Source organism: Burkholderia sp. MS455 (genome assembly GCF_016899445.1).
GTDB classification, from domain to species: domain Bacteria; phylum Pseudomonadota; class Gammaproteobacteria; order Burkholderiales; family Burkholderiaceae; genus Burkholderia; species Burkholderia pyrrocinia_C.
In genome coordinates this window covers 2,210,351-2,231,744 of record NZ_CP041779.1, presented here as the reverse complement: position 1 = coordinate 2,231,744, position 21,394 = coordinate 2,210,351, and the positions used below count along the sequence as shown (strand labels likewise).

Below are 21,394 nucleotides of genomic sequence, written 5' to 3'. Positions count from 1 at the left end.
AGTGCTCATGAACGTGCTGGTCGAACTGATCGCGTTTGCGGTGGCGATCGGGGTGCTGGTCGTCGTGCATGAGTACGGACATTATCGCGTCGCGCGCTGGTGCGGCGTGAAGGTGCTGCGTTTCTCGATCGGCTTCGGCCAGCCCGTCGCGCGCTGGGTCAGCCGCAGGACGGGCACCGAGTGGACGCTGTCCGCGCTGCCGCTCGGCGGCTACGTGAAGATGCTCGACGAGCGCGATCCGGGCCCCGGCATCAGGCCGGAGGAGCTCGGCCAGGCATTCAACCGCCAGTCGGTCTACAAGCGCATCGCGATCGTTGCGGCCGGGCCGATTGCGAACTTCCTGTTGGCAATCGTGCTGTTTTCCGTCGTATTCGCGTCCGGCGTGACCGAGCCGGCCGCGATCGTCGCGCCGCCGGCCGCCGGCACGGTGGCGGCGCGCGCGGGCTTCGACGGCAGCGAGACGATCGTGTCGATCCGCAACGTGCGCGTAGGCGATGCGCAGGGCGGCGAGTCGGAGCCGGTGCGGTCGTGGTCGGACCTGCGCTGGAAGCTGCTGGCGGCCGCGTTCGATCATCGCGAGATCGTGCTCGGCGCGCGCGACGGCAGCGCGACGTTCGATTTCCGCGTCGACCTCCGCAATGTTCCCGAAAGCCAGCTCGACGACGATTTCATGACGCACCTGGGCTTCGAGGCCGGCGGCGGCACGCTGTCGGTCGCATCGGTGCAGCCCGGCAGCGCGGCGGAGCAGGCGGGCCTGAAGGCCGGCGACAAGCTGGTCGCGCTCGACGGCAAGCCGATCGGCGGCGCGTCGCGCTTCATCGATTCCGTCAAGCACCATGCGGGCAAGGCGCTCGACCTGCGGATCGAGCGCGACGGCGCCGCGCAGACGGTATCGATCGTGCCGCAGATGCAGCGCGACGACGAATCGGGGCAGCAGGTCGGCCGGATCGGCGCGGCGCTGTCGATGCACACGCCGTCCGTCGACGTGCGCTACGGGCCGATCGAGAGCCTGCGGCTCGGCGTGCACCGCACGTGGGACATCTCCGTGTATTCGCTGCGGATGTTCGGGCGGATGATCACGGGCAACGCGTCGCTGAAGAACCTGTCCGGCCCCGTGACGATCGCCGACTACGCGGGCAAGAGTGCACGGCTCGGTCCGTCGGCGTTCCTGTCGTTCCTCGCCCTTGTCAGCATTAGCCTTGGCGTCCTGAACTTGTTGCCGATTCCCGTTTTGGACGGGGGGCATCTGTTATATTATGCGGTTGAAGCCGCGACCGGGAAAGCCGTCTCGGAGCGCTGGCAACTGATTCTGCAAAGAGCCGGGTTGATCTGCATCGTCGCGTTGTCGGCGATCGCGCTGTTCAACGATCTGGCTCGGCTAATCCATTTCTGAAGCGTCAGGCGGCCGCCGCTGGGCAGTCGCCCGATTTGATGCAGCTTAAATATTGGGGATGCATGTTGTTCAAACCTCATCGCTTTGTACCTAAGACAGTTGCAGCGGCCGCGCTCGCCGCGCACGGCCTCGCGGCGCATGCAGCGGCACCGTTCGTGGTGCAAGACATCAAGATCGAGGGGCTGCAGCGCGTCGAAGCGGGTTCGGTGTTCGCCTATCTGCCGATCAAGCAGGGCGATACCTTCACGGACGACAAGGCATCCGAAGCAATCCGCGCGCTGTACGCGACGGGCTTCTTCAACGACGTGCGCATCGCCACGCAGGGCAACGTCGTGATCGTGCAGGTGCAGGAGCGTCCGGCGATCGCGTCGATCGACTTCACCGGCACGAAGGAATTCGACAAGGACAACCTGACGAAGGCGCTGCGCGCCGTCGGTCTCGCCGACGGCCGCTACTACGACAAGGCACTCGTCGACAAGGCGGAGCAGGAGCTCAAGCGCCAGTACCTGACGCGCGGCTTCTACGCGGCCGAAGTCAAGACGACGGTCACGCCGGTCGACGCGAACCGCGTATCGATCCTGTTCGCGGTTGCCGAAGGCCCGAGCGCGAAGATCCGCCAGATCAACTTCATCGGCAACAAGGCGTTCAAGACGAGCACGCTGCGCGACGAGATGCAGCTGTCGACGCCGAACTGGTTCTCCTGGTACACGAAGAACGACCTGTACTCGAAGGAAAAGCTGACGGGCGACCTCGAGGCCGTGCGCTCGTACTACCTGAACCGCGGCTACCTCGAGTTCAACATCGAGTCGACCCAGGTGTCGATCTCGCCCGACAAGAAGGACATGTACCTGACGGTCACGCTGCACGAAGGCGAGCCGTACACGGTGTCGGGCATCAAGCTGTCGGGCAACCTGCTCGATCGCGAGGCCGAACTCAACAAGCTGATCAAGATCAAGCCGGGCGACCGCTTCTCGGCCGAAAAGCTGCAGCAGACCACCAAGTCGATCGTCGACAAGCTCGGTGAATACGGCTATGCATTCGCGGCCGTCAACGCGCAGCCGGACATCGACCAGGCGAACCACAAGGTGAACCTGAACCTCGTCGTCGATCCGAGCCGCCGCGTGTACGTGCGCCGCATCAACGTCGTCGGCAACACGCGCACGCGCGACGAAGTGGTGCGCCGCGAAATGCGCCAGCTCGAAAGCTCGTGGTTCGATTCGAACCGCCTCGCGCTGTCGAAGGACCGCGTGAACCGTCTCGGCTACTTCACCAACGTCGACGTGACGACGGTGCCGGTCGAAGGCACGAACGACCAGGTCGACGTGAACGTGAAGGTCGACGAAAAGCCGACCGGCGCGATCACGCTGGGCGCCGGCTTCTCGTCGACGGACAAGGTCGTGCTGTCGGCCGGCGTGTCGCAGGACAACGTGTTCGGTTCGGGTACCAGCCTGTCGGTGAACGTCAACACCGCGAAGAGCTACCGCACGCTGACCGTCACGCAGGTCGACCCGTACTTCACGGTCGACGGCATCAAGCGGATCACGGACGTCTACTACCGGACGTACCAGCCGCTCTACTATTCGACGAGCTCGAGCTTCCGGATCATCAGCGCGGGCGGCAACCTGAAGTTCGGCATCCCGTTCTCGGAAGTCGACACCGTCTACTTCGGCGCGGGCTTCGAGCAGAACCGCCTCGACGTCGATTCGAACACGCCGCAGAGCTACCAGGATTACGTGAACCAGTTCGGCCGCGTGTCGAACACGGTGCCGCTGACCGTCGCGTGGTCGCGCGACGCGCGCGACAGCGCGCTGATTCCGAGCCGCGGTTACTTCACGCAGGCGAACATGGAGTACGGCGTGCCGGTCGGCAAGATCCAGTACTACAAGGCCGACCTGCAGGCGCAGTACTACTATTCGTTCTCGCGCGGCTTCATCCTGGGCCTGAACCTGCAGGGCGGCTACGGTAACGGTATCGGCAACCCGTACCCGATCTTCAAGAACTACTACGCGGGCGGTATCGGCTCCGTGCGTGGCTATGAGCCGAGCTCGCTGGGCCCGCGCGACACGAAGACGAACGACCCGATCGGCGGTTCGAAGATGCTGGTCGGCAACATCGAGCTGACGTTCCCGCTGCCGGGCACCGGCTACGACCGTACGCTGCGCGTGTTCACGTTCCTCGACGGCGGTAACGTGTGGGGCAACGCGCCGGGCGGCACGAGTACGGGCGCCAACGGCCTGCGTTACGGCTATGGTGTGGGTCTCGCGTGGATCTCGCCGATCGGCCCGCTGAAGCTGAGCCTCGGCTTCCCGCTGCAGAAGCACGAAGGCGACCAGTACCAGAAATTCCAGTTCCAGATCGGGACGGCGTTCTGACCGAACGCATGACAACAGCAACGAGAGGGTAATTTTGCTAACCGGTAAGTTTTCGAAACGAGTGATGTGCGCGCTGACCGTTGCGCTGGCCCTGGGCGCGGCGACGGTTCACGCACAGGACGTCGCCCGCATCGCGGCGGTCAATTCGGATCGGATCCTGCGCGAGTCGGCGCCCGCGAAGGCGGCGCAGACGAAGCTCGAAGCCGAGTTCGCGAAGCGCGACAAGGATCTGCAGGATCTGGCGGCGCGCCTGAAGTCGATGTCCGATTCGCTGGACAAGGGCGGCACGTCGATGTCGGCGGCCGATCGCGCGCAGAAGCAGCGCGATCTCGCCCAGCTCGATACCGACTTCCAGCGCAAGCAGCGCGAGTTCCGCGAAGACCTGAACCAGCGTCGCAACGAGGAACTGGCGGCCGTGCTGGAGCGGGCGAACAAGGTCATCAAGCAGATCGCCGAGCAGCAGAACTACGACCTGATCGTGCAGGAGGCCGTGTACGTCAGCCCGCGCATCGACATCACCGACAAGGTGCTCAAGGCGCTCGCGTCCGGCTCGGCGAACTGAACGGAGCAGACGACGAATGGCATTGACGCTTGAGGAACTCGTAAAGCGGTTCGGCGGCGAGATCGCCGGCGACGCACAGTGCAAGGTGAGCGGGCTCGCGCCGCTCGACCAGGCAGGCCCTCAGCAACTCGCGTTCCTCGCGAATCCGAAGTACCTGTCGCAGGTCGAGTCGACCCGCGCAGGCGCGGTGCTGATCGCACCGAAGGATCTGGAAAAGCTGGGCGCGGCCGCTAACGGTCGCAATTTCATCGTGACGCCGAATCCGTACGCGTACTTCGCGCGCGTCGCGCAGATGTTCATCGACCTGGCCGCGCCGCCGCGCGCCGCCGGTGTGCATCCGAGCGCGACGATCGATCCGGCCGCGAAGGTCGCCGCGAGCGCGGTGATCGGCCCGCACGTGACGGTCGAGGCCGGCGCGGTGATCGAGGACGGCGTGCAGCTCGACGCGAACGTATTCGTCGGCCGCGGCACGACGATCGGCGCAGGCTCGCACCTTTATCCCAACGCATCGGTGTATCACGGCTGCAAGGTCGGACCGCGCGCGATCGTCCATGCGGGCGCGGTGATCGGCTCCGACGGCTTCGGCTTCGCGCCGGATTTCGTCGGCGACGGCGACGCCCGCACCGGCAGCTGGGTCAAGATCCCGCAGGTCGGCGGCGTATCGATCGGCCCGGACGTCGAGATCGGCGCGAACACGACGATCGATCGCGGCGCGATGGCGGACACCGTCATCGAGGAATGCGTGAAGATCGACAACCAGGTGCAGATCGGGCACAACTGCCGGATCGGCGCCTATACCGTGATCGCCGGCAGCGCCGGCATCGCGGGCAGCACGACGATCGGCCGCCACTGCATGATCGGCGGCGCGGCCGGGATTGCCGGCCATGTGACGCTCGGCGACTACGTCATCATCACCGCGAAGTCGGGCGTATCGAAGTCGCTGCCGAAAGCCGGCATCTATACCAGCGCGTTCCCGGCCGTCGACCACGGCGAATGGAACAAGAGCGCCGCGCTCGTGCGCAACCTCGACAAGCTGCGCGACCGCATCAAGGCGCTCGAAGCCGCGCTCGCCGCCCAGGGCGGCACGGAAGCCTGAGCGCGCCATGCGAGACCACCAACCGGGCACGGCCAGCGCAACCGGTCCGGTTTGTCAGACTGGGCCGCATGGCGGCCCGCTTCAGCCTTTGCATTACCACCGCGCAGCCTCTGCGTGAGACGAACCATCATGAGCACTGAAAAAATCAATCTCGACATCCACAAGATCCTCACGCTGCTGCCGCATCGCTACCCGATTCTGCTCGTCGATCGCGTGCTCGAACTCGAGCCGCACAAAGGGATCAAAGCGCTGAAGAACGTGTCGATCAACGAGCCGTTCTTCCAGGGGCACTTCCCGAAGCGGCCGGTGATGCCGGGCGTGCTGATCCTCGAGGCGCTCGCGCAGGCCGCGGCGCTGCTGACCTTCGCGGAAGAGCAGCCGAAGGATCCGGAGAACACGCTGTACTACTTCGTCGGGATCGACGGTGCGCGCTTCAAGCGTGTGGTCGAACCGGGCGACCAACTGATTCTGAACGTGACGTTCGAACGCTACATCCGCGGCATCTGGAAGTTCAAGGCGGTGGCGGAAGTGGACGGCAAGGTGGCGGCGGAAGCCGAACTGATGTGCACGGTCAAGACGGCCGACGCGGCGCCCTGAGCGACGCGGCACGCATGGGCAACGCAACGCGACACTTCACATCGAGAGGCAACGGCGCATGACCAGGATTCATCCCACCGCGATTGTCGAACCGGGCGCGCAGATCGACGAATCGGTCGAGATCGGCCCGTATGCGATCGTCGGCCCGAACGTCACGATCGGCGCGCGCACGACGATCGGCTCGCACAGCGTGATCGAAGGCCACACGACGCTCGGCGAGGACAATCGCATCGGCCATTACGCATCGGTCGGCGGCCGTCCGCAGGACATGAAGTACAAGGACGAGCCGACGAAGCTCGTGATCGGCAACCGCAACACGATCCGCGAATTCACGACGATCCACACGGGCACCGTGCAGGACGTCGGCGTGACGACGCTCGGCGACGACAACTGGATCATGGCCTATGTGCACATCGGCCATGACTGCAGCGTCGGCAGCCACGTGATCCTGTCGAGCAACGCGCAGATGGCCGGCCACGTCGAGATCGGCGACTGGGCGATCGTCGGCGGGATGTCGGGCGTTCACCAGTTCGTGCGCATCGGTGCTCACTCGATGCTGGGCGGCGCGTCGGCGCTCGTGCAGGACATTCCGCCGTTCGTGATCGCGGCAGGCAACAAGGCCGAGCCGCACGGGATCAACATCGAAGGGCTGCGCCGGCGCGGTTTCTCGCCCGACGCGATTTCGGCGCTGCGCAGCGCGTACCGCCTGCTGTACAAGAACGGCCTGTCGCTCGAGGAAGCGAAGGTGCAGCTGCGCGAGCTGGCGGAGGCGGGCGGCGACGGCGATGCGCCGGTGAAGGCGCTCGTCGAGTTCATCGACGCGTCGCAACGCGGCATCATCCGCTAAGCGATGCCGTTTCCGACCAATCAGCTCCGGCTCGCGATGGTGGCAGGCGAGCCATCGGGCGACCTGCTCGCGGCGTCGCTGCTCGGCGGGCTGCGCGAGCGGCTGCCCGAATCGGCCCAGTATTACGGGATCGGCGGGCCGCGGATGATCGCGCAGGGCTTCGATTCGCACTGGCAGATGGACAAGCTGACCGTGCGCGGTTATGTCGAGGCGCTGGGCCAGATTCCCGAGATCCTGCGGATTCGCGGCGAGCTGAAGCGCCAGGTGCTCGCGGAGCGGCCGGCCGCGTTCATCGGCATCGACGCGCCGGATTTCAACTTCAGCGTCGAACAGGCCGTGCGCGACGCGGGCATCCCGTCGATCCACTTCGTGTGCCCGTCGATCTGGGCATGGCGCGGCGGCCGGATCAAGAAGATCGCGAAGTCCGTCGATCACATGCTGTGCCTGTTCCCGTTCGAGCCGGCGATTCTCGACAAGGCAGGCGTCGCGTCGACCTACGTCGGCCATCCGCTGGCCGACGAGATCCCGCTGGAGCCCGACACGCATGGCGCGCGCATCGCGCTCGGCCTGCCCGCGGACGGTCCCGTGATCGCGGTGCTGCCGGGCAGCCGGCGCTCGGAGATTGCGCTGATCGGCCCGACGTTCTTCGCGGCGATGGCACTGATGCAGCAGCGCGAGCCCGGCGTGCGGTTCGTGATGCCGGCGGCGACGCCCGCGCTGCGCGAGCTGCTGCAGCCGCTCGTCGACGCGCATCCGCAGCTCGCGCTGACGATTACCGATGGCCGCTCGCAGGTCGCGATGACGGCCGCCGACGCGATCCTCGTGAAGAGCGGCACCGTCACGCTGGAAGCCGCGCTGCTGAAGAAGCCGATGGTGATCTCGTACAAGGTGCCCTGGCTGACCGGGCAGATCATGCGCCGGCAGGGCTACCTGCCGTATGTCGGCTTGCCGAACATCCTGGCGGGACGCTTCGTCGTGCCCGAGCTGCTGCAGCATTTCGCGACGCCCGAGGCGCTCGCCGATGCGACGCTCACGCAGCTGCGCGACGACGCGAACCGCCGCACGCTGACCGACGTGTTTACCGAAATGCATCTTTCGCTGCGGCAGAACACGGCCGCGAAGGCGGCCGAAGCGGTCGTGCGCGTGCTCGAACAACGCAAGGGGCGCGCATGACGGCAGTACGTGCACCGCGCCGCCGCGCGTCGAGCGACGTGCAGGGCGGCTTCGACTTCAGCCGGCCCGACGAGATCGTCTGCGGCGTCGACGAAGCCGGCCGCGGCCCGCTCGCGGGGCCGGTGGTGGCCGCGGCGGTGATTCTCGATCCGGCGCAGCCGATCGACGGGCTCGACGATTCGAAGGCGCTGTCCGCGAAGAAGCGCGACGTGCTGTACGACCTGATCGTCGCGCGTTCGCGCGCGTATTGCGTTGCGTCGGCAAGCGTCGACGAAATCGATACGCTGAACATCCTGCACGCGACGATGCTTGCGATGAAGCGGGCCGTCGAGGGCCTGTCGGTCCTGCCGACGCTCGCGCAGATCGACGGCAACCGTTGCCCGACGCTGACGGTGCGTGCCGAGGCGATCGTCAGCGGCGATGCGCTCGTACCGAGCATCTCGGCCGCGTCGATCCTCGCGAAGGTCACGCGCGACCGCATGCTCGTCGACCTGCACGAACGCTTCCCGGTGTACGGTTTCAACGTGCATGCGGGTTACGGCACCGCGAAACACCTTGCCGCGCTGCGCGAGCACGGCCCGTGCGAAGCGCACCGGCGCTCGTTCGCGCCGGTCCGGGCGGCACTCGACCTGATTCGATGAAAAGCATTACTTCCCGTGACAACCCGCTGTACAAGCGCCTGAAGGCGCTCGCGGGTTCGACGCACCATCAGCGCCGCGGCGGCCAGGCGATGCTCGAAGGATTCCATCTCGCGAGCGCGTACCTCGATACGGGTGCGACGCCCGAGCTGTGCGTGGCGACCGAAGGCGCGCTCGGCCACGCCGAGGCGCAGGCGATCGTCGCGCGCATCGACGCGCAGCGTGTCGTCACGCTGCCCGAAGCGCTGTTCGGGCAGTTGTCGAACGTCGTCAACGGCGTCGGGTTCCTGCTGCTCGTCGACCGGCCGGCGCAACCGCTGCCTGAGCGCGTGACGCACACGTCGGTCGTGCTCGACGGCGTGCAGGACGCCGGCAACGTCGGCTCGATCCTGCGCAGCGCCGCGGCGGCCGGTGTGCGCCACGTGTTCTGTGCGCCGGGCACGGCCTACGCGTGGTCGTCGAAGGTGCTGCGCTCGGGCATGGGCGCGCATTTCCTGCTGTCGATCCACGAAGACGTTGACGCCGCGGCGCTCGCCGAACGCCTCGACGTACCGGTCGCGCTGACCGATTCGCATGGCGCGCAGGCGCTCTACGACTGCGACCTGTCGGGGCCCGTCGCATGGGTGTTCGGCAACGAGGGCGCCGGCGTATCGGCGTTCTGGCGCGATGCGGCCACGCATCGCGTGACGATTCCGCAGCCGGGCGGGATGGAGTCGCTGAATGTCGCGGCAGCAGCGGCGATCTGCCTGTTCGAGCAGGTGCGACAGCAGCGGCCTGCGTGACGCCCCACGCAAGCATTCCCCGCACCACGAAAAAGGCCGCCTGCATGTGCAGGCGGCCTTTTTGTTTCCGGCTGCGGCCGAGCGGCCGCAAGCGCGCCGGCGCTCAGTACGACTGCCGGTCGAGGCGGATTTCCTGCAGGATCGTCGTCGCGATTTCCTCGATCGACTTGTGCGTCGACGACAGCCACTTGATCCCTTCGCGACGCATCATCGCTTCGGCCTCGTTGATCTCGAAGCGGCAGTTCTCGGGCGCCGCGTACTTGCTGCCCGGCCGTCGCTCGTTGCGGATCTCGGACAGGCGCTGCGGGTCGATCGACAGCCCGAACAGCTTTTCGCGGTGCGCGGAGAGCGCCGACGGCAGCTTGCCGCGTTCGAAGTCTTCCGGAATCAGCGGATAGTTCGCGGCCTTCACGCCGTACTGCATCGCGAGATACAGGCTCGTCGGCGTCTTGCCGCTGCGCGACACGCCGACGAGGATCACGTCGGCCTCCGACAGGTTGCGGTTCGACTGGCCGTCGTCGTGCGCGAGCGAGAAGTTGATCGCCTCGATCCGCGTCTTGTATTCCTCGGTATCCGCGTTCTGGTGGCCGCGGCCCATCGCGTGGCTCGACTTGAGCTCCAGCTCCTGCTCGAGCGGCTCGACGAAGCGCTGGAACATGTCGAGCACGAGCGCGTTCGAGCGCTTGACGATGTCGTTCGACTCGCTGTCGACGAGCGTCGTGAATACGATCGCGCGGCGGCCGTCGTGCACGGCGGCCTCGTTGATCTTCTCGACGGTCGCATAGGCCTTGTCGAGCGAGTCGACGAACGGCACGCGCACGAGACGGAATTTCTGGTCGAACTGGGAGAGGATCGAGTGCGCGAAGGTTTCGGCAGTAATCCCGGTGCCGTCGGAGACGATGAAAACGGTAGGCAGCATGAATCTGGGCGTCGAACGTGAAGGGCGGTTGCACGGGGCGGCTGGAGGTTCGCCTCCAGACACAGTGACAAGGTCGCGCCACATCCGGCAGCCGGCACGGTAGAATAGCGGCAACCTGTTGGATAAGCAATTGCGGGGGCAGGGCGCGAACGGCGCCCGTGGCTTCGCCGCTCGATTCCAAAATTCCCGGCAAGTTTGGCGATTTGTCTGCAAATATCGCCCTTCTGCCGGGATTTTTGCAAATCGGGTCGGAAGATTTTCCGCCCTGCGAGTGTTTATCTAACAGGTTGCGCAAGACGCGCCGCGCCTTTTTGCAAGCGCCCGCGTCCAAGCCCACTTGCGCGATCGAGCATTTTTTTCACACTTAGGGGCTTGTATGACTAACGCAGCAAACGTCGCAAAGGACCAGGCGTATGTAATTCCGTTCGAGCAGTTGCGGATGACCGATGTGGAGATCGTCGGCGGCAAGAATGCGTCGCTCGGCGAGATGATCAGCCAGCTTTCCGAAGCTGGCGTTCGCGTGCCCACCGGTTTCGCCACGACCGCGCTCGCCTTCCGCGATTTCCTCACGCACAACGACCTTACCGACCGCATCGCCAAGCGTCTCGAGTCGCTCGACATCGACGACGTGAAGGCGCTCGCCGAAGCCGGTGCCGAAATCCGCAAGTGGATCGTCGACGCGCCGATGCAGGCGCGCCTCGAGCAGGAAATCCGCGCGCAGTTCGAAGTCCTGAAGAACGGCTCGCCGGGCGAGCTGTCGTTCGCCGTGCGCTCGTCCGCGACCGCGGAAGACCTGCCCGACGCATCGTTCGCCGGCCAGCAGGAGTCGTACCTGAACGTCGTCGGCATCGAAGACGTGCTCGACCGCATGAAGCACGTGTTCGCGTCGCTGTATAACGACCGCGCGATCTCGTACCGCGTGCACAAGGGCTTCACGCACGCCGAGGTCGCTCTGTCGGCCGGCGTGCAGCGCATGGTCCGCTCGGACGTCGGCGCCGCCGGCGTGATGTTCACGATCGACACCGAATCGGGCTTCAAGGACGCCGTGTTCATCACGTCGAGCTACGGCCTGGGCGAAACCGTCGTGCAGGGCGCGGTGAACCCGGACGAGTTCTATGTGTTCAAGACGACGCTCGCACAGGACAAATACCCGATCATCCGCCGCTCGATCGGCTCGAAGCTGATCAAGATGGAATTCACGCAGCCGGGCGAGCCGGGCCGCGTGAAGACGGTCGACGTGTCGCACGAGCAGCGCAACCGCTACTCGATCACCGACGAGGACGTGATCGAGCTGGCGAAGTACGCGGTCATCATCGAGAAGCACTACCAGCGTCCGATGGACATCGAGTGGGGCAAGGACGGCCGCGACGGCAAGATCTTCATCCTGCAGGCGCGTCCGGAAACGGTGAAGAGCCAGGCGAGCGGCAAGGCCGAGCAGCGCTTCAAGCTGAAGGGCCAGTCGCAGGTTCTCGCGACGGGCCGTGCGATCGGCCAGAAGATCGGCGCGGGCCGCGTGCGCGTGATCCAGGATCCGTCGGAAATGGAACGCGTGCAGCCGGGCGACGTGCTGGTTGCCGACATGACCGACCCGAACTGGGAGCCGGTGATGAAGCGTGCAGCCGCGATCGTCACGAACCGTGGCGGCCGGACCTGCCACGCGGCGATCATCGCGCGTGAGCTCGGCGTGCCGGCGGTCGTCGGCTGCGGCGACGCAACCGACGTGCTGAAGGACGGCGCGCTCGTCACCGTGTCGTGCGCGGAAGGCGACGAAGGCAAGATCTACGACGGCCTGCTCGAGACGGAAGTCACGGAAGTGCAGCGCGGCGAACTGCCGGAAATCCCGGTCAAGATCATGATGAACGTCGGCAACCCGCAGCTCGCGTTCGACTTCTCGCAGCTGCCGAACGGCGGCGTGGGCCTCGCGCGTCTCGAGTTCATCATCAACAACAACATCGGCGTTCACCCGAAGGCGATTCTCGAGTACCCGAACATCGACCAGGACTTGAAGAAGGCTGTCGAGAGCGTCGCGCGCGGCCACGCGTCGCCGCGTCAGTTCTACGTCGACAAGCTGACGGAAGGTGTCGCGACGATCGCCGCGGCGTTCTATCCGAAGCCCGTGATCGTGCGCCTGTCCGACTTCAAGTCGAACGAGTACAAGAAGCTGATCGGCGGTTCGCGTTACGAGCCGGACGAGGAAAACCCGATGCTGGGCTTCCGCGGCGCGTCGCGCTACATCGCTGAAGACTTCGCACCGGCGTTCGAGATGGAGTGCCGTGCATTGAAGCGCGTGCGCGACGAGATGGGCCTGACCAACGTCGAGATCATGGTGCCGTTCGTGCGTACCGTGAAGCAGGCGGAACGTGTCGTCGGCCTGCTCGAGAAGTTCGGCCTGAAGCGCGGCGAAAACGGCCTGCGCCTCGTGATGATGTGCGAAGTCCCGACCAACGCGATCCTCGCCGAAGACTTCCTGCAGCACTTCGACGGTTTCTCGATCGGCTCGAACGACCTCACGCAGCTCACGCTCGGCCTCGACCGCGACTCGGGCATGGAACTGCTGGCGGTCGACTTCGACGAACGCGATCCGGCCGTCAAGTTCCTGCTGAAGCGTGCGATCGATACCTGCCGCAAGATGGGCAAGTACGTCGGCATCTGCGGCCAGGGCCCGTCCGATCACCCGGACTTCGCGCAATGGCTGGCCGACGAAGGCATCGTGTCGATCTCGCTGAACCCGGACACGATCATCGATACGTGGCAGGCGCTCGCCAACCGGAAGTAACGGCCGGTAACGCACCTTCGGCGAAAGCGCGGGTCCACCGCGCTTTCGTTGAAGGCAAAATGCAAGGTTCATGCTATAAACACCCCGGTAGACGCCGGGGTGTTTTTGTTTGTCGGGACGCGCCGGGCCGCCCCAAGCGTGCCGACCGCCCCCTCGAGGGGCGGTGAACGTGTCGATCCGGAGTAGCGCTTCAGCGCGTACTCCGGTCCCATGCAACGCAAGTGAGCGTTGGGGCGTTTTCTGGAGACCACAATGATGTCGGGGCATCTGTTCTGGTGGGTTGCGGTGGGTGTGCTGGTCGTGGCCGAGTTGCTGACGGGCACGTTCTATCTGCTGATGATCGCGCTCGGCTTTCTCGCGGGCGGGTTGCTGCAACTGGCGGGTTTCGCGCCGCACGTGCAGTTCGGCGCGGCGGCCGTGGTGGCGATCGTCGCGATGATCGTGCTGCGCCGTTCGGGGCTCGGCCGCAAGCAGAAGCGCGACACGTCGACGAATCCCGACATCAATCTCGATATCGGTGCGACCGTTACGGTCGACGCGTGGCGTGACGGTCGTGCGCGCGTGCAGTATCGCGGCGCCGACTGGGACGTCGAGCTCGCGAACGGCGAGCGCGACGATGCGCACGTGTATCAGGTAAGCGCCGTGCGCGGCAACTGTCTCGTGGTCGTGGCGAAACCCGCGGGCTGATTGTCCGCCGGTACAACAAGGAGGGAATAGTTCATGGATTCGCTGATCATCTGGGTTGTCCTGCTCGTCATCGCGATCGTGATCGTGTCGAAGACGGTGAAGATCGTGCCGCAGCAGCATGCGTGGGTGCTCGAGCGCTTCGGTCGCTATCACGCGACGCTGTCGCCGGGGCTGAACATCGTGCTGCCGTTCGTCGATCGCATCGCGTACCGGCACGTGCTGAAGGAAATTCCGCTCGACGTGCCGAGCCAGATCTGCATCACGCGCGACAATACGCAGCTTCAGGTCGACGGCGTGCTGTATTTCCAGGTGATGGACCCGATGAAGGCGTCGTACGGGTCGAGCAACTTCGTGCTCGCGATCACGCAGTTGTCGCAAACGATGCTGCGCTCGGTAATCGGCAAGCTGGAGCTCGACAAGACCTTCGAGGAGCGCGACTTCATCAACCACAGCATCGTGTCGGCGCTCGACGAGGCCGCGGCGAACTGGGGCGTGAAAGTGCTGCGCTACGAGATCAAGGACCTGACGCCGCCGAAGGAGATCCTGCACGCGATGCAGGCGCAGATCACCGCCGAGCGCGAGAAGCGCGCGCTGATCGCCGCGTCCGAAGGCCGCAAGCAGGAGCAGATCAACCTCGCGTCGGGCGCGCGCGAGGCGGCGATCCAGAAGTCCGAAGGCGAGCGGCAGGCCGCGATCAACCAGGCGCAGGGCGAGGCGGCCGCGATTCTCGCGGTGGCCGAGGCGAACGCGCAGGCGATCCAGAAGATCGCGAGCGCGATCCAGTCGCAGGGCGGGATGGACGCGGTGAACCTGAAGGTCGCCGAGCAGTATGTCGGCGCGTTCTCGAATCTCGCGAAGCAGGGTAATACGCTGATCGTGCCGTCGAACCTGTCGGATCTCGGCAGTGCGATCGCATCGGCGATGTCGATCGTCAAGAACGCGTCGCCGGCCGCGGGCGGGAAGGGCTGAGCCGGACGCACTATGTGCCGACGGCTGCCGTATGCGATAGGCGTGCGGCGAATCGTCGCGCAGCCGGGCGGGCTCGGATGAGGTCCGTCGGTTGCCGGCTGGCCCGTATCGTCAACCGAACCGGCGCGGCATCCGGAATCCCGCCGCCCGCGTCCGGTCGCCGATATGTGCGAATCACGCTTTACAAAGCAACACGGCCCGCTTCGAGCGGGCCGTATCGTTTGTGATGCGTATCGCGCGCGTCAGGTGCCGGCGCGCATGATGCGCGCTTTCTCGCGTTCCCAGTCGCGCTTCTTCTCGGTTTCGCGCTTGTCGTGCAGCTTCTTGCCTTTCGCGAGCGCGATGTCGCACTTCACGCGGCCGCCCTTGTAGTGGAAGTTCAGCGGCACGAGCGTGTAGCCGCGCTGCTCGACCTTGCCGATCAGTTTCTTGATTTCCTCACGGTGCAGCAGCAGCTTGCGCGTGCGGACCGGGTCGGGCTTGATGTGCGTCGAGGCTTCGGGCAGCGGGCTGATATGGGTGCCGATCAGGAAGATCTCGGCGTTCTTCACCACGACGTAGCCTTCCTTGATCTGGCCTCGCCCGGCACGCAGCGCCTTGACTTCCCAGCCCTCAAGCACGAGCCCCGCTTCGTAGCGTTCCTCGATGTGATAATCGAAGTGCGCTTTCCTGTTGTCGATGATGCTCATGAAAGGATCGGGCCAACTCGTTTAAAATCACGATTTTAGCAAAGCGGGGCGTGAATCGCCCGGCTTGCGTTCCCACCTTGAGCGATGCCGCGCGATTTATGGCAGATGTCCAGAAAACCGTATTGATCCGTCATTCGGCGGAACAGATGTTCGACCTCGTCACCGACGTGGCCGATTACCCCAATTTCCTGCCCTGGTGCGGCGGCGTCGAGATTCGCCGTCAGGACGACAGCGGGATGGAAGCGCGCATCGATATCAACTTCAAGGGCATCAAGCAGCATTTCGCGACGCGCAACACGCAGCAGCGTCCGACGCGGATCGACATGGAGTTCACGGACGGCCCGTTCAAGAAGTTCACGGGCTCGTGGCGCTTCACCGCGCTGCGCGCCGATGCGTGCAAGATCGAATTCGCGCTGCACTACGAGTTTTCGAGCATCCTGCTCGAGAAAATCATCGGGCCGGTGTTCAGCCACATCGCGAACACGTTCGTCGATTCGTTCGTGAAGCGTGCGGACCAGCGCTACGGGAAGGGGTGACGCGATGCTGTCGATCGAAGTCTGCTATGCGCTGCCGGACCGCCAGACGCTGATTCGGGTGTCGCTGCCCGAAGGCGCGACCGTTCGCTCCGCGATCGACGCGAGCGGCGTGCTCGCGCTGCACCCGGAGATCGACCTCGCGCAAGCGAAGACGGGCGTGTACGGCAAGCTCGCGCCGCTCGATGCGCCGCTCGCCGACCACGATCGCGTCGAGATCTACCGCCCGCTGATCGTCGATCCGAAGCTGGCGCGCCAGCGGCGCGTCGACAAGTCCCGCCGCGCCGGCTCGATCGAGGGCCGCAAGTGGATGCACAAGGACGCGCGCTGACGCGCGATTCCGCTTCTTTCGCTCCTTCCGCTCCGATTCGTCTGATCAAACGCCGCGGCGCTCAGTGGGCCGCGGCGTTCGCGTTGACCGACGCGCTGCCCGGCGTGTCTCCGCCGGCGGGCGTGTCGTCGTGCTGTCGCACCGAGCCGTACACGCCTGCGAGCAGCAGCACGAGCGCGGCGATCTCGAGCGCGTGCGGCATCCGCTGGTCGAAGGCGAACGCGTAAAGCATCGCGAACACGGTTTCGAACACGATCAACTGACCCGACAGCGTGAGCGGCAACCGCTTCGACGCCGCATTCCACAGCCCGTTGCCGAGCCATGACGCGCCGATCGCGAGTACGAGATTCAGCAGCCAGAACAGTTGCCAGCGCGACGCCGGGACGGCCGCCTGCACCGTGCCGGCCGGCAGCGCGAGGATCGCGATCCAGCAGAGCGCGCCGATCAGGCCTGTCACGACACCCCACAGCACCGACCATTCGTTGCCGCCGAAATGATGATGGCGCTGCAGGTAGCGCGTGTTCGCGACCGCGTACCAGGTCCAGCTCGCGAGCGCGCCGGCCGCGCAGGCGATGCCCGCGAGCTTCTGGCCGAGCGTCGTCGCGTGCGCGGCCTCGGACGTGAACAGGTCGACGTTGATGCAAGCGATGCCCGCGATCACCAGTGCGAGCGGGACGGCAAGCCGCCGCAGCGGCACGGCGCCGTGGTCGCCGATGCCCGCGAGCGTGACGGTGACGGGCAATACGCCGACGATCAGCGAGCTGGGCGCGATGCCGATCAGATGCACGGCGCCGGACAGCAGCATGTAGTAAGCGACGTTGCCGACGACCGCGAGCTTCACGAGCGCGACGAGATCTTCGCGGGTCAGCCGCGCGAGCAGCGAGCGGGCGGCCGGCAGCGCGGCCGCGAGTGACACGACGCCATACATCGCGTAGCGGCCGGCGCTCAGCAGCAGCGGCGAGAAGTCGGTCAGCAGCCGCGGAACGAGAAACACCATGCCCCACAGGGCACCTGCCAGAACACCATAGACCACACCGCGCCGCATCGACCGCTCCGAACACATGACTGACGAGCGCGCATCTTAGCGACGCCGGTTCGGCGGCGTCTTGTTCATTCCTGCACTCGGGGCGTGGCGGGGTTTCGATGTGCCGTGCGACGGAGCGGTCGCGATCCGTTCCTGGTTATCGAGGGTTCGCGGCCGCGGTACGGTGCGAATCAGCCGTCGGCCGGGTCGGGCGTCGCACCGGCGCCGTCGCCCGACGCCCGCACGCGCGCCGGGCGACGCACGGTGCGCAGCTTGCCGCTGTTGCCGCCGCCGCAGTAGAAAAGATCGCGGCCGTCGGATTCGAGCCCCGACACGCCGACGCCGGGCGGCATGTCGACCTGCTCGAGCACCTGGCCCGTACGCGGATCGACGTGCCGCAAATCGCTCTGGTCGGCTTCCCAGGTGCCGTGCCACAGCTCGCCGTCGACCCACGTCACGCCGGTGACGAAGCGATTCGATTCGATCGTGCGCAGCACGGCGCCCGATTCCGGATCGATCTGATGAATCTTGCGTTCGCGGTACTGGCCGACCCACAGCGTGCCTTCGGCCCACGCGAGCCCAGAGTCGGCGCCGCCGCCGGGTGCCGGGATCGTAGCGAGCACGCGGCCCGATTCCGGATCGATCTTCTCGATGCGGTCCTCGACGATCTGGAACAGGTGGCGGCCGTCGAACGCCGTGCCCGCATGCGCGGCGACGTCGAGCGAGCGGACGGTCGTGCCGCGCTCCGGATCGAGCGCATTCAGCTTGTCGCCGGACGCGTACCACACGTGCCGCCCGTCGAACGTGACGCCGTGCACGCCGTCGACGCCCGGAAACGGGCCGTATTCGCGAATGATGTCTGCATTGGAGCGTTTCATGTTCGTCACCTCGTCGTTCGGTGAGGCCATCCTAATCTCCCGGCAGCGCGGCAGGGAGTAACAAGGTCGTCGCGAATCCGGGCAGCGGCGGCGTCATCCAGCGGCGCGCGCGGCCGCGTCCGAGTGCCTGCACCTTGGCCGCTTCGGCGAGCGCGTCGAGCGCGCGCTGCACGGTGCGCTGGCTCGCGCCGAGCGCGAGCGCCAGCGCGGAGCTCGACCACGCCTCGCCGTCGGCGAGGAGCGCGAGCACGGCCGCGTGGCGATCGTCGACCGGGCGCGCGAGTACGACGGTCTCGCGCACGCCGAGCGGTTCGAGCGCGAAGCCGCGCGGCGTCGCGGTGACGTTCGCGAGCGGCCGCAGCACCGCTCGGAGCCGGCCGATCTCGACGCGCAGGCGCGCGCGATGCGATTCATCCGCATGTTTCGCGCGGAACGCGGCGGCCACGAGCGCGTTTCTCGACACGTCGGCCGGCCATGCCTCGCCGAGCGCGCGGGCGAGCACGAACAGCACGGGGCGGCGCGCGAGCGACACGGTCGTGCGCGCGTCGCGCACCGTGTGGCGGCACGCGTCGACGACGAGCGTATTCGACGCGAACAGCGTCTCGACTTCGTCGAGCTGAACGAGCCGCGACGTGCCGCGCGCGATGAGTCGCGCGGCCGGCGCATCGAGCACGCGCGCGGCGGTATCGATTTCGGCCGTCAGCGCGGCGATGCCGGTGTCGCGGGCGGCTGCGCGTGCACGGGCGAGCGCAGCGCGGGCCGCATGCGTGCGGATGCGGCGCATCGCGATGCCGGCCGCGATCAGTTCATGGGCGGCGCGCGACGCGGCCGGCAGCGGCGCGGGATCGAGATGCGCGAGCATCCGTTCGGCATCGTCGATGCGACCGATCAGCAGCAGCCGGCGCACGTCGAGATAACGCGCATGCGCGGCGTTCGCGCGGTCGCCGTGCGCGTCGAGCGTCGCGCACGCGGCATCGAGCGCGCGCGTCGGCCAGCGGAGGTCGCGCGACGCGAGCGCGATCTCGGCTTCCGCGACGACGCAGCGCGCACGCGCCACGGCTTCCTTTGCGCCGCACGCGCGCGCGGCGCCGCGCACGAGTGCCCGCGCGCGCTCGAAATCGCCGAGCTGAGCCATCGCGATTCCGCGCAGCGCGAGCGCCGGCGCGTCGTCGCGCAGCGCGACGCGGTTCAGCGCGCCGAGCGCGTCACCGGCCGCGAGCGCGCGCGCGGCCGCGGTGATCAGCGAATCCATCCGAATCCCGACACACTTGTCACTCCCTCCGGCCCGATGCCGAGCACTAATCTAGCACCACGCACACGGCGCCGTACGCCGTGCCCGGATACCCATCGGAAGGAGGAACCCGCAATGACGACCCATCTCACCGGAACGCGCGACGAATGGCTGGCCGAGCGCAGGGCGCTGCTCGAAGCAGAAAAGGCGCTGACGCGGCAAAGCGACGAACTCGCGCGGCGGCGCCAGGCACTGCCTTGGGTGCGCGTCGACAAGACCTACCGGTTCGACACCGAAGAAGGGCAGGCGACGCTCGACGACCTGTTTCGCGGCCGTTCGCAACTGCTCGTTTATCACTTCATGTTCGGCCCCGACTACAAGGCCGGCTGCCCGTCGTGCTCGGCGCTCGCGGACGGTTTCGACGGTTTTGCCGTGCACCTGGCGAACCACGACGTGACGCTCGCGGCCGTGTCGCGCGCGCCGCTCGCGAAGCTGCTCGCGTACCGGCAGCGGATGGGGTGGACTTTCCCGTGGGCGTCGTCGGTCGGCAGCGATTTCAACTTCGACTTCAATGTGTCGTTCACCGAAACGCAGCGGCGCACGGGCGACGTCGAATACAACTACGCGAGGGCGGGACATGCGATGGACATGGATCCGCCGCCGGCGCCCGTCGTGCAGTTCGCGGCGACGTGCGGCACCGACGCGGCCACGTATTCGCTCGACCGGCCGGGGATGAGCGCGTTCGTGCGCGAGGACGGCGCCGTCTATCACACGTATTCGACCTATGCGCGCGGCCTCGACGGGCTGTGGGGGATGTACCAGTGGCTCGATCGCGCGCCGCGCGGGCGCAACGAGGCGGGCCCGTGGTGGCGCCGGCACGACGAATACGCGCGCGGCTGAGCGCGGGCCGGCGACGGGGCGGGAGCGTGCGATGACACGGCCGGCAACCGGCGACACGGGCCGCGATCGGCGCGCATTCGGCGCGGCGCTCGTCGCCGTGTTCGCCGCCGCGGCGATGGCGACACTGGCGCAGCACGCGTCGATGGACGCGATGGGCGGCGAACCGATGCCCGGCGGCTGGATGCTCTCGTCCGCATGGCTGCGGCCGTGCGGATGGGGTGCCGGCCGCGCGTTCGCGGCGTTCGCCGGCATGTGGGGCACGATGACGGTGACGATGATGCTTCCCGTGCTGGCGCCGACGCTCTGGCGATACCGGCAGCGCGTCGGCCAGCTGGGCGCGGCGCGCTCGACCTGGCTGGTCGTCGTCGCGGGCGCCGGGTATTTCGCGGTATGGATGGCGCTCGGCGCGGTGACGTTTGCGCTCGGCGGCGCGCTGACCGCCGCCGCGGCACGGCTGCCGGCGCTCGCCCGTGCGATGCCGTTCGCGGCCGGCGCGGTCGTGCTCGGCGCGGGCGTGTTGCAGTTCTCGGTGTGGAAGGCGCGCCGGCTGGCGTGCTGCCGGCACGCTGCGGCGGGCCCGCGCCGGTCGCGCCCGGATGCCGGCGCGGCCTGGCGGCACGGTGTGCGAACCGCGACGCGTTGCGGCGCCTGTTGCGGGAACCTGATGGCGATCGCGCTGGCGGCCGGCATGATGGATCTGCGCGTGATGGCCGCCGTGACGGTCGCGATTGCCGCCGAGCGGCTGGCGCCGGCCGGCGAGCGCGTTGCGCGGCTGGTCGGCGGTATCGCGATCGGGGGCGGTCTCGCGATGATCGCGCGCGCGGCCGGGCTGGTATAAGACCGGGGAGGCGAGCCGATCCGGCGCGTTGCCGGGCTGCGGGCGACCGGTGCCGCGGCTGCCGTGTGGCCCGGCCGCGACAGGCGCGGTTGCCGCGGCGCAGCCCGTTGCGCGAATGGCTCGATGCGGCGGTGAAACGAAAAGCGATCGAAAACGAAC

The 21,394-nt window shown here is 66.9% G+C and carries 21 protein-coding genes; 16 read left to right on the top strand and 5 right to left on the bottom strand.

Annotated elements, in window-relative coordinates:
• The first annotated feature begins 7 nt into the window (after positions 1–7).
• The 9 genes from rseP (at position 8) to FPJ27_RS29350 (ending at position 9,460) form a co-directional block, all read left to right on the top strand.
• On the top strand, positions 8–1,393 hold the full coding sequence (gene rseP / locus FPJ27_RS29390) for an RIP metalloprotease RseP (protein ID WP_204423670.1): 1,386 nt from the start codon (positions 8–10) through the stop codon (positions 1,391–1,393).
• Between the two features lie 62 nt (positions 1,394–1,455).
• The gene (gene bamA / locus FPJ27_RS29385) at positions 1,456–3,765 is read left to right on the top strand and encodes an outer membrane protein assembly factor BamA (protein WP_083533996.1); all 2,310 of its coding nucleotides are present in this window, start codon (positions 1,456–1,458) and stop codon (positions 3,763–3,765) included.
• A gap of 64 nt (positions 3,766–3,829) precedes the next feature.
• Positions 3,830–4,327: an OmpH family outer membrane protein gene (locus tag FPJ27_RS29380; protein ID WP_204356074.1), complete on the top strand. Its 498-nt coding sequence runs from the start codon at positions 3,830–3,832 to the stop codon at positions 4,325–4,327.
• A 16-nt stretch (positions 4,328–4,343) separates the two neighbouring features.
• Positions 4,344–5,423 (top strand): UDP-3-O-(3-hydroxymyristoyl)glucosamine N-acyltransferase, encoded by a 1,080-nt coding sequence (gene lpxD, locus FPJ27_RS29375; protein ID WP_204423668.1) that lies wholly within the window; start codon positions 4,344–4,346, stop codon positions 5,421–5,423.
• Positions 5,424–5,552: 129 nt separating this feature from the next.
• On the top strand, positions 5,553–6,020 hold the full coding sequence (gene fabZ, locus FPJ27_RS29370) for a 3-hydroxyacyl-ACP dehydratase FabZ (protein ID WP_006495559.1): 468 nt from the start codon (positions 5,553–5,555) through the stop codon (positions 6,018–6,020).
• A 58-nt stretch (positions 6,021–6,078) separates the two neighbouring features.
• Positions 6,079–6,867 (top strand): acyl-ACP--UDP-N-acetylglucosamine O-acyltransferase, encoded by a 789-nt coding sequence (lpxA, locus tag FPJ27_RS29365; RefSeq protein WP_204423666.1) that lies wholly within the window; start codon positions 6,079–6,081, stop codon positions 6,865–6,867.
• 3 nt (positions 6,868–6,870) lie between these two features.
• Positions 6,871–8,040 (top strand): lipid-A-disaccharide synthase, encoded by a 1,170-nt coding sequence (gene lpxB, locus FPJ27_RS29360; RefSeq protein WP_072437096.1) that lies wholly within the window; start codon positions 6,871–6,873, stop codon positions 8,038–8,040.
• On the top strand, positions 8,037–8,681 hold the full coding sequence (gene rnhB, locus FPJ27_RS29355) for a ribonuclease HII (protein ID WP_034184751.1): 645 nt from the start codon (positions 8,037–8,039) through the stop codon (positions 8,679–8,681). Before lpxB ends, rnhB begins: the two co-directional genes overlap by 4 nt.
• Positions 8,678–9,460 carry an RNA methyltransferase gene (locus tag FPJ27_RS29350; RefSeq protein WP_204423665.1) on the top strand — a complete coding sequence of 261 codons (783 nt, stop codon included), beginning with the start codon at positions 8,678–8,680 and terminating at the stop codon, positions 9,458–9,460. Before rnhB ends, FPJ27_RS29350 begins: the two co-directional genes overlap by 4 nt.
• 103 nt (positions 9,461–9,563) lie before the next feature.
• Here FPJ27_RS29350 and FPJ27_RS29345 read toward each other — a convergent pair whose 3' ends face one another.
• Positions 9,564–10,379, bottom strand: a complete 816-nt coding sequence (locus FPJ27_RS29345; protein WP_034181125.1) for a pyruvate, water dikinase regulatory protein — start codon at positions 10,377–10,379, stop codon at positions 9,564–9,566.
• Between the two features lie 376 nt (positions 10,380–10,755).
• Between FPJ27_RS29345 and ppsA the strand changes: the two genes are divergently transcribed.
• From ppsA to FPJ27_RS29330, 3 genes are all read left to right on the top strand, one after another.
• Positions 10,756–13,155 (top strand): phosphoenolpyruvate synthase, encoded by a 2,400-nt coding sequence (gene ppsA / locus FPJ27_RS29340; protein ID WP_034181126.1) that lies wholly within the window; start codon positions 10,756–10,758, stop codon positions 13,153–13,155.
• 252 nt (positions 13,156–13,407) lie between these two features.
• Positions 13,408–13,842, top strand: a complete 435-nt coding sequence (locus FPJ27_RS29335; RefSeq protein WP_072437101.1) for an NfeD family protein — start codon at positions 13,408–13,410, stop codon at positions 13,840–13,842.
• A gap of 33 nt (positions 13,843–13,875) precedes the next feature.
• Complete coding sequence (locus tag FPJ27_RS29330; RefSeq protein WP_069745079.1) at positions 13,876–14,811, top strand: SPFH domain-containing protein; 936 nt, start codon at positions 13,876–13,878, stop codon at positions 14,809–14,811.
• Between the two features lie 242 nt (positions 14,812–15,053).
• Here FPJ27_RS29330 and smpB read toward each other — a convergent pair whose 3' ends face one another.
• On the bottom strand, positions 15,054–15,500 hold the full coding sequence (gene smpB, locus FPJ27_RS29325; RefSeq protein ID WP_006478511.1) for an SsrA-binding protein SmpB: 447 nt from the start codon (positions 15,498–15,500) through the stop codon (positions 15,054–15,056).
• 98 nt (positions 15,501–15,598) lie between these two features.
• Here smpB and FPJ27_RS29320 point away from each other — a divergent pair, with 98 nt between their 5' ends.
• Together FPJ27_RS29320 and FPJ27_RS29315 are read left to right on the top strand one after the other, a co-directional pair.
• Entirely contained in the window at positions 15,599–16,036 is a 438-nt protein-coding gene (locus FPJ27_RS29320) for a type II toxin-antitoxin system RatA family toxin (protein WP_034181130.1), read from the top strand.
• Positions 16,037–16,040: 4 nt separating this feature from the next.
• A complete protein-coding gene (locus FPJ27_RS29315) occupies positions 16,041–16,364 on the top strand; it encodes an RnfH family protein (RefSeq protein WP_034181131.1) in 324 nt (107 codons plus the stop codon).
• A gap of 61 nt (positions 16,365–16,425) precedes the next feature.
• On the opposite strand, the gene FPJ27_RS29310 is transcribed toward FPJ27_RS29315, so the two are convergent.
• The 3 genes from FPJ27_RS29310 to FPJ27_RS29300 form a co-directional block, all read right to left on the bottom strand.
• A complete protein-coding gene (locus FPJ27_RS29310) occupies positions 16,426–17,409 on the bottom strand; it encodes a DMT family transporter (RefSeq protein ID WP_204423664.1) in 984 nt (327 codons plus the stop codon).
• A gap of 170 nt (positions 17,410–17,579) precedes the next feature.
• Entirely contained in the window at positions 17,580–18,266 is a 687-nt protein-coding gene (locus FPJ27_RS29305; RefSeq protein ID WP_072437258.1) for a glutaminyl-peptide cyclotransferase, read from the bottom strand.
• A gap of 31 nt (positions 18,267–18,297) precedes the next feature.
• Entirely contained in the window at positions 18,298–19,518 is a 1,221-nt protein-coding gene (locus tag FPJ27_RS29300; protein ID WP_204423663.1) for a helix-turn-helix domain-containing protein, read from the bottom strand.
• 114 nt (positions 19,519–19,632) lie between these two features.
• Here FPJ27_RS29300 and FPJ27_RS29295 point away from each other — a divergent pair, with 114 nt between their 5' ends.
• Positions 19,633–20,397 carry a DUF899 domain-containing protein gene (locus FPJ27_RS29295; RefSeq protein WP_072437105.1) on the top strand — a complete coding sequence of 255 codons (765 nt, stop codon included), beginning with the start codon at positions 19,633–19,635 and terminating at the stop codon, positions 20,395–20,397.
• 31 nt (positions 20,398–20,428) lie between these two features.
• The gene (locus FPJ27_RS29290; protein WP_204423662.1) at positions 20,429–21,235 is read left to right on the top strand and encodes a DUF2182 domain-containing protein; all 807 of its coding nucleotides are present in this window, start codon (positions 20,429–20,431) and stop codon (positions 21,233–21,235) included.
• The last annotated feature ends 159 nt before the right edge of the window (positions 21,236–21,394 follow it).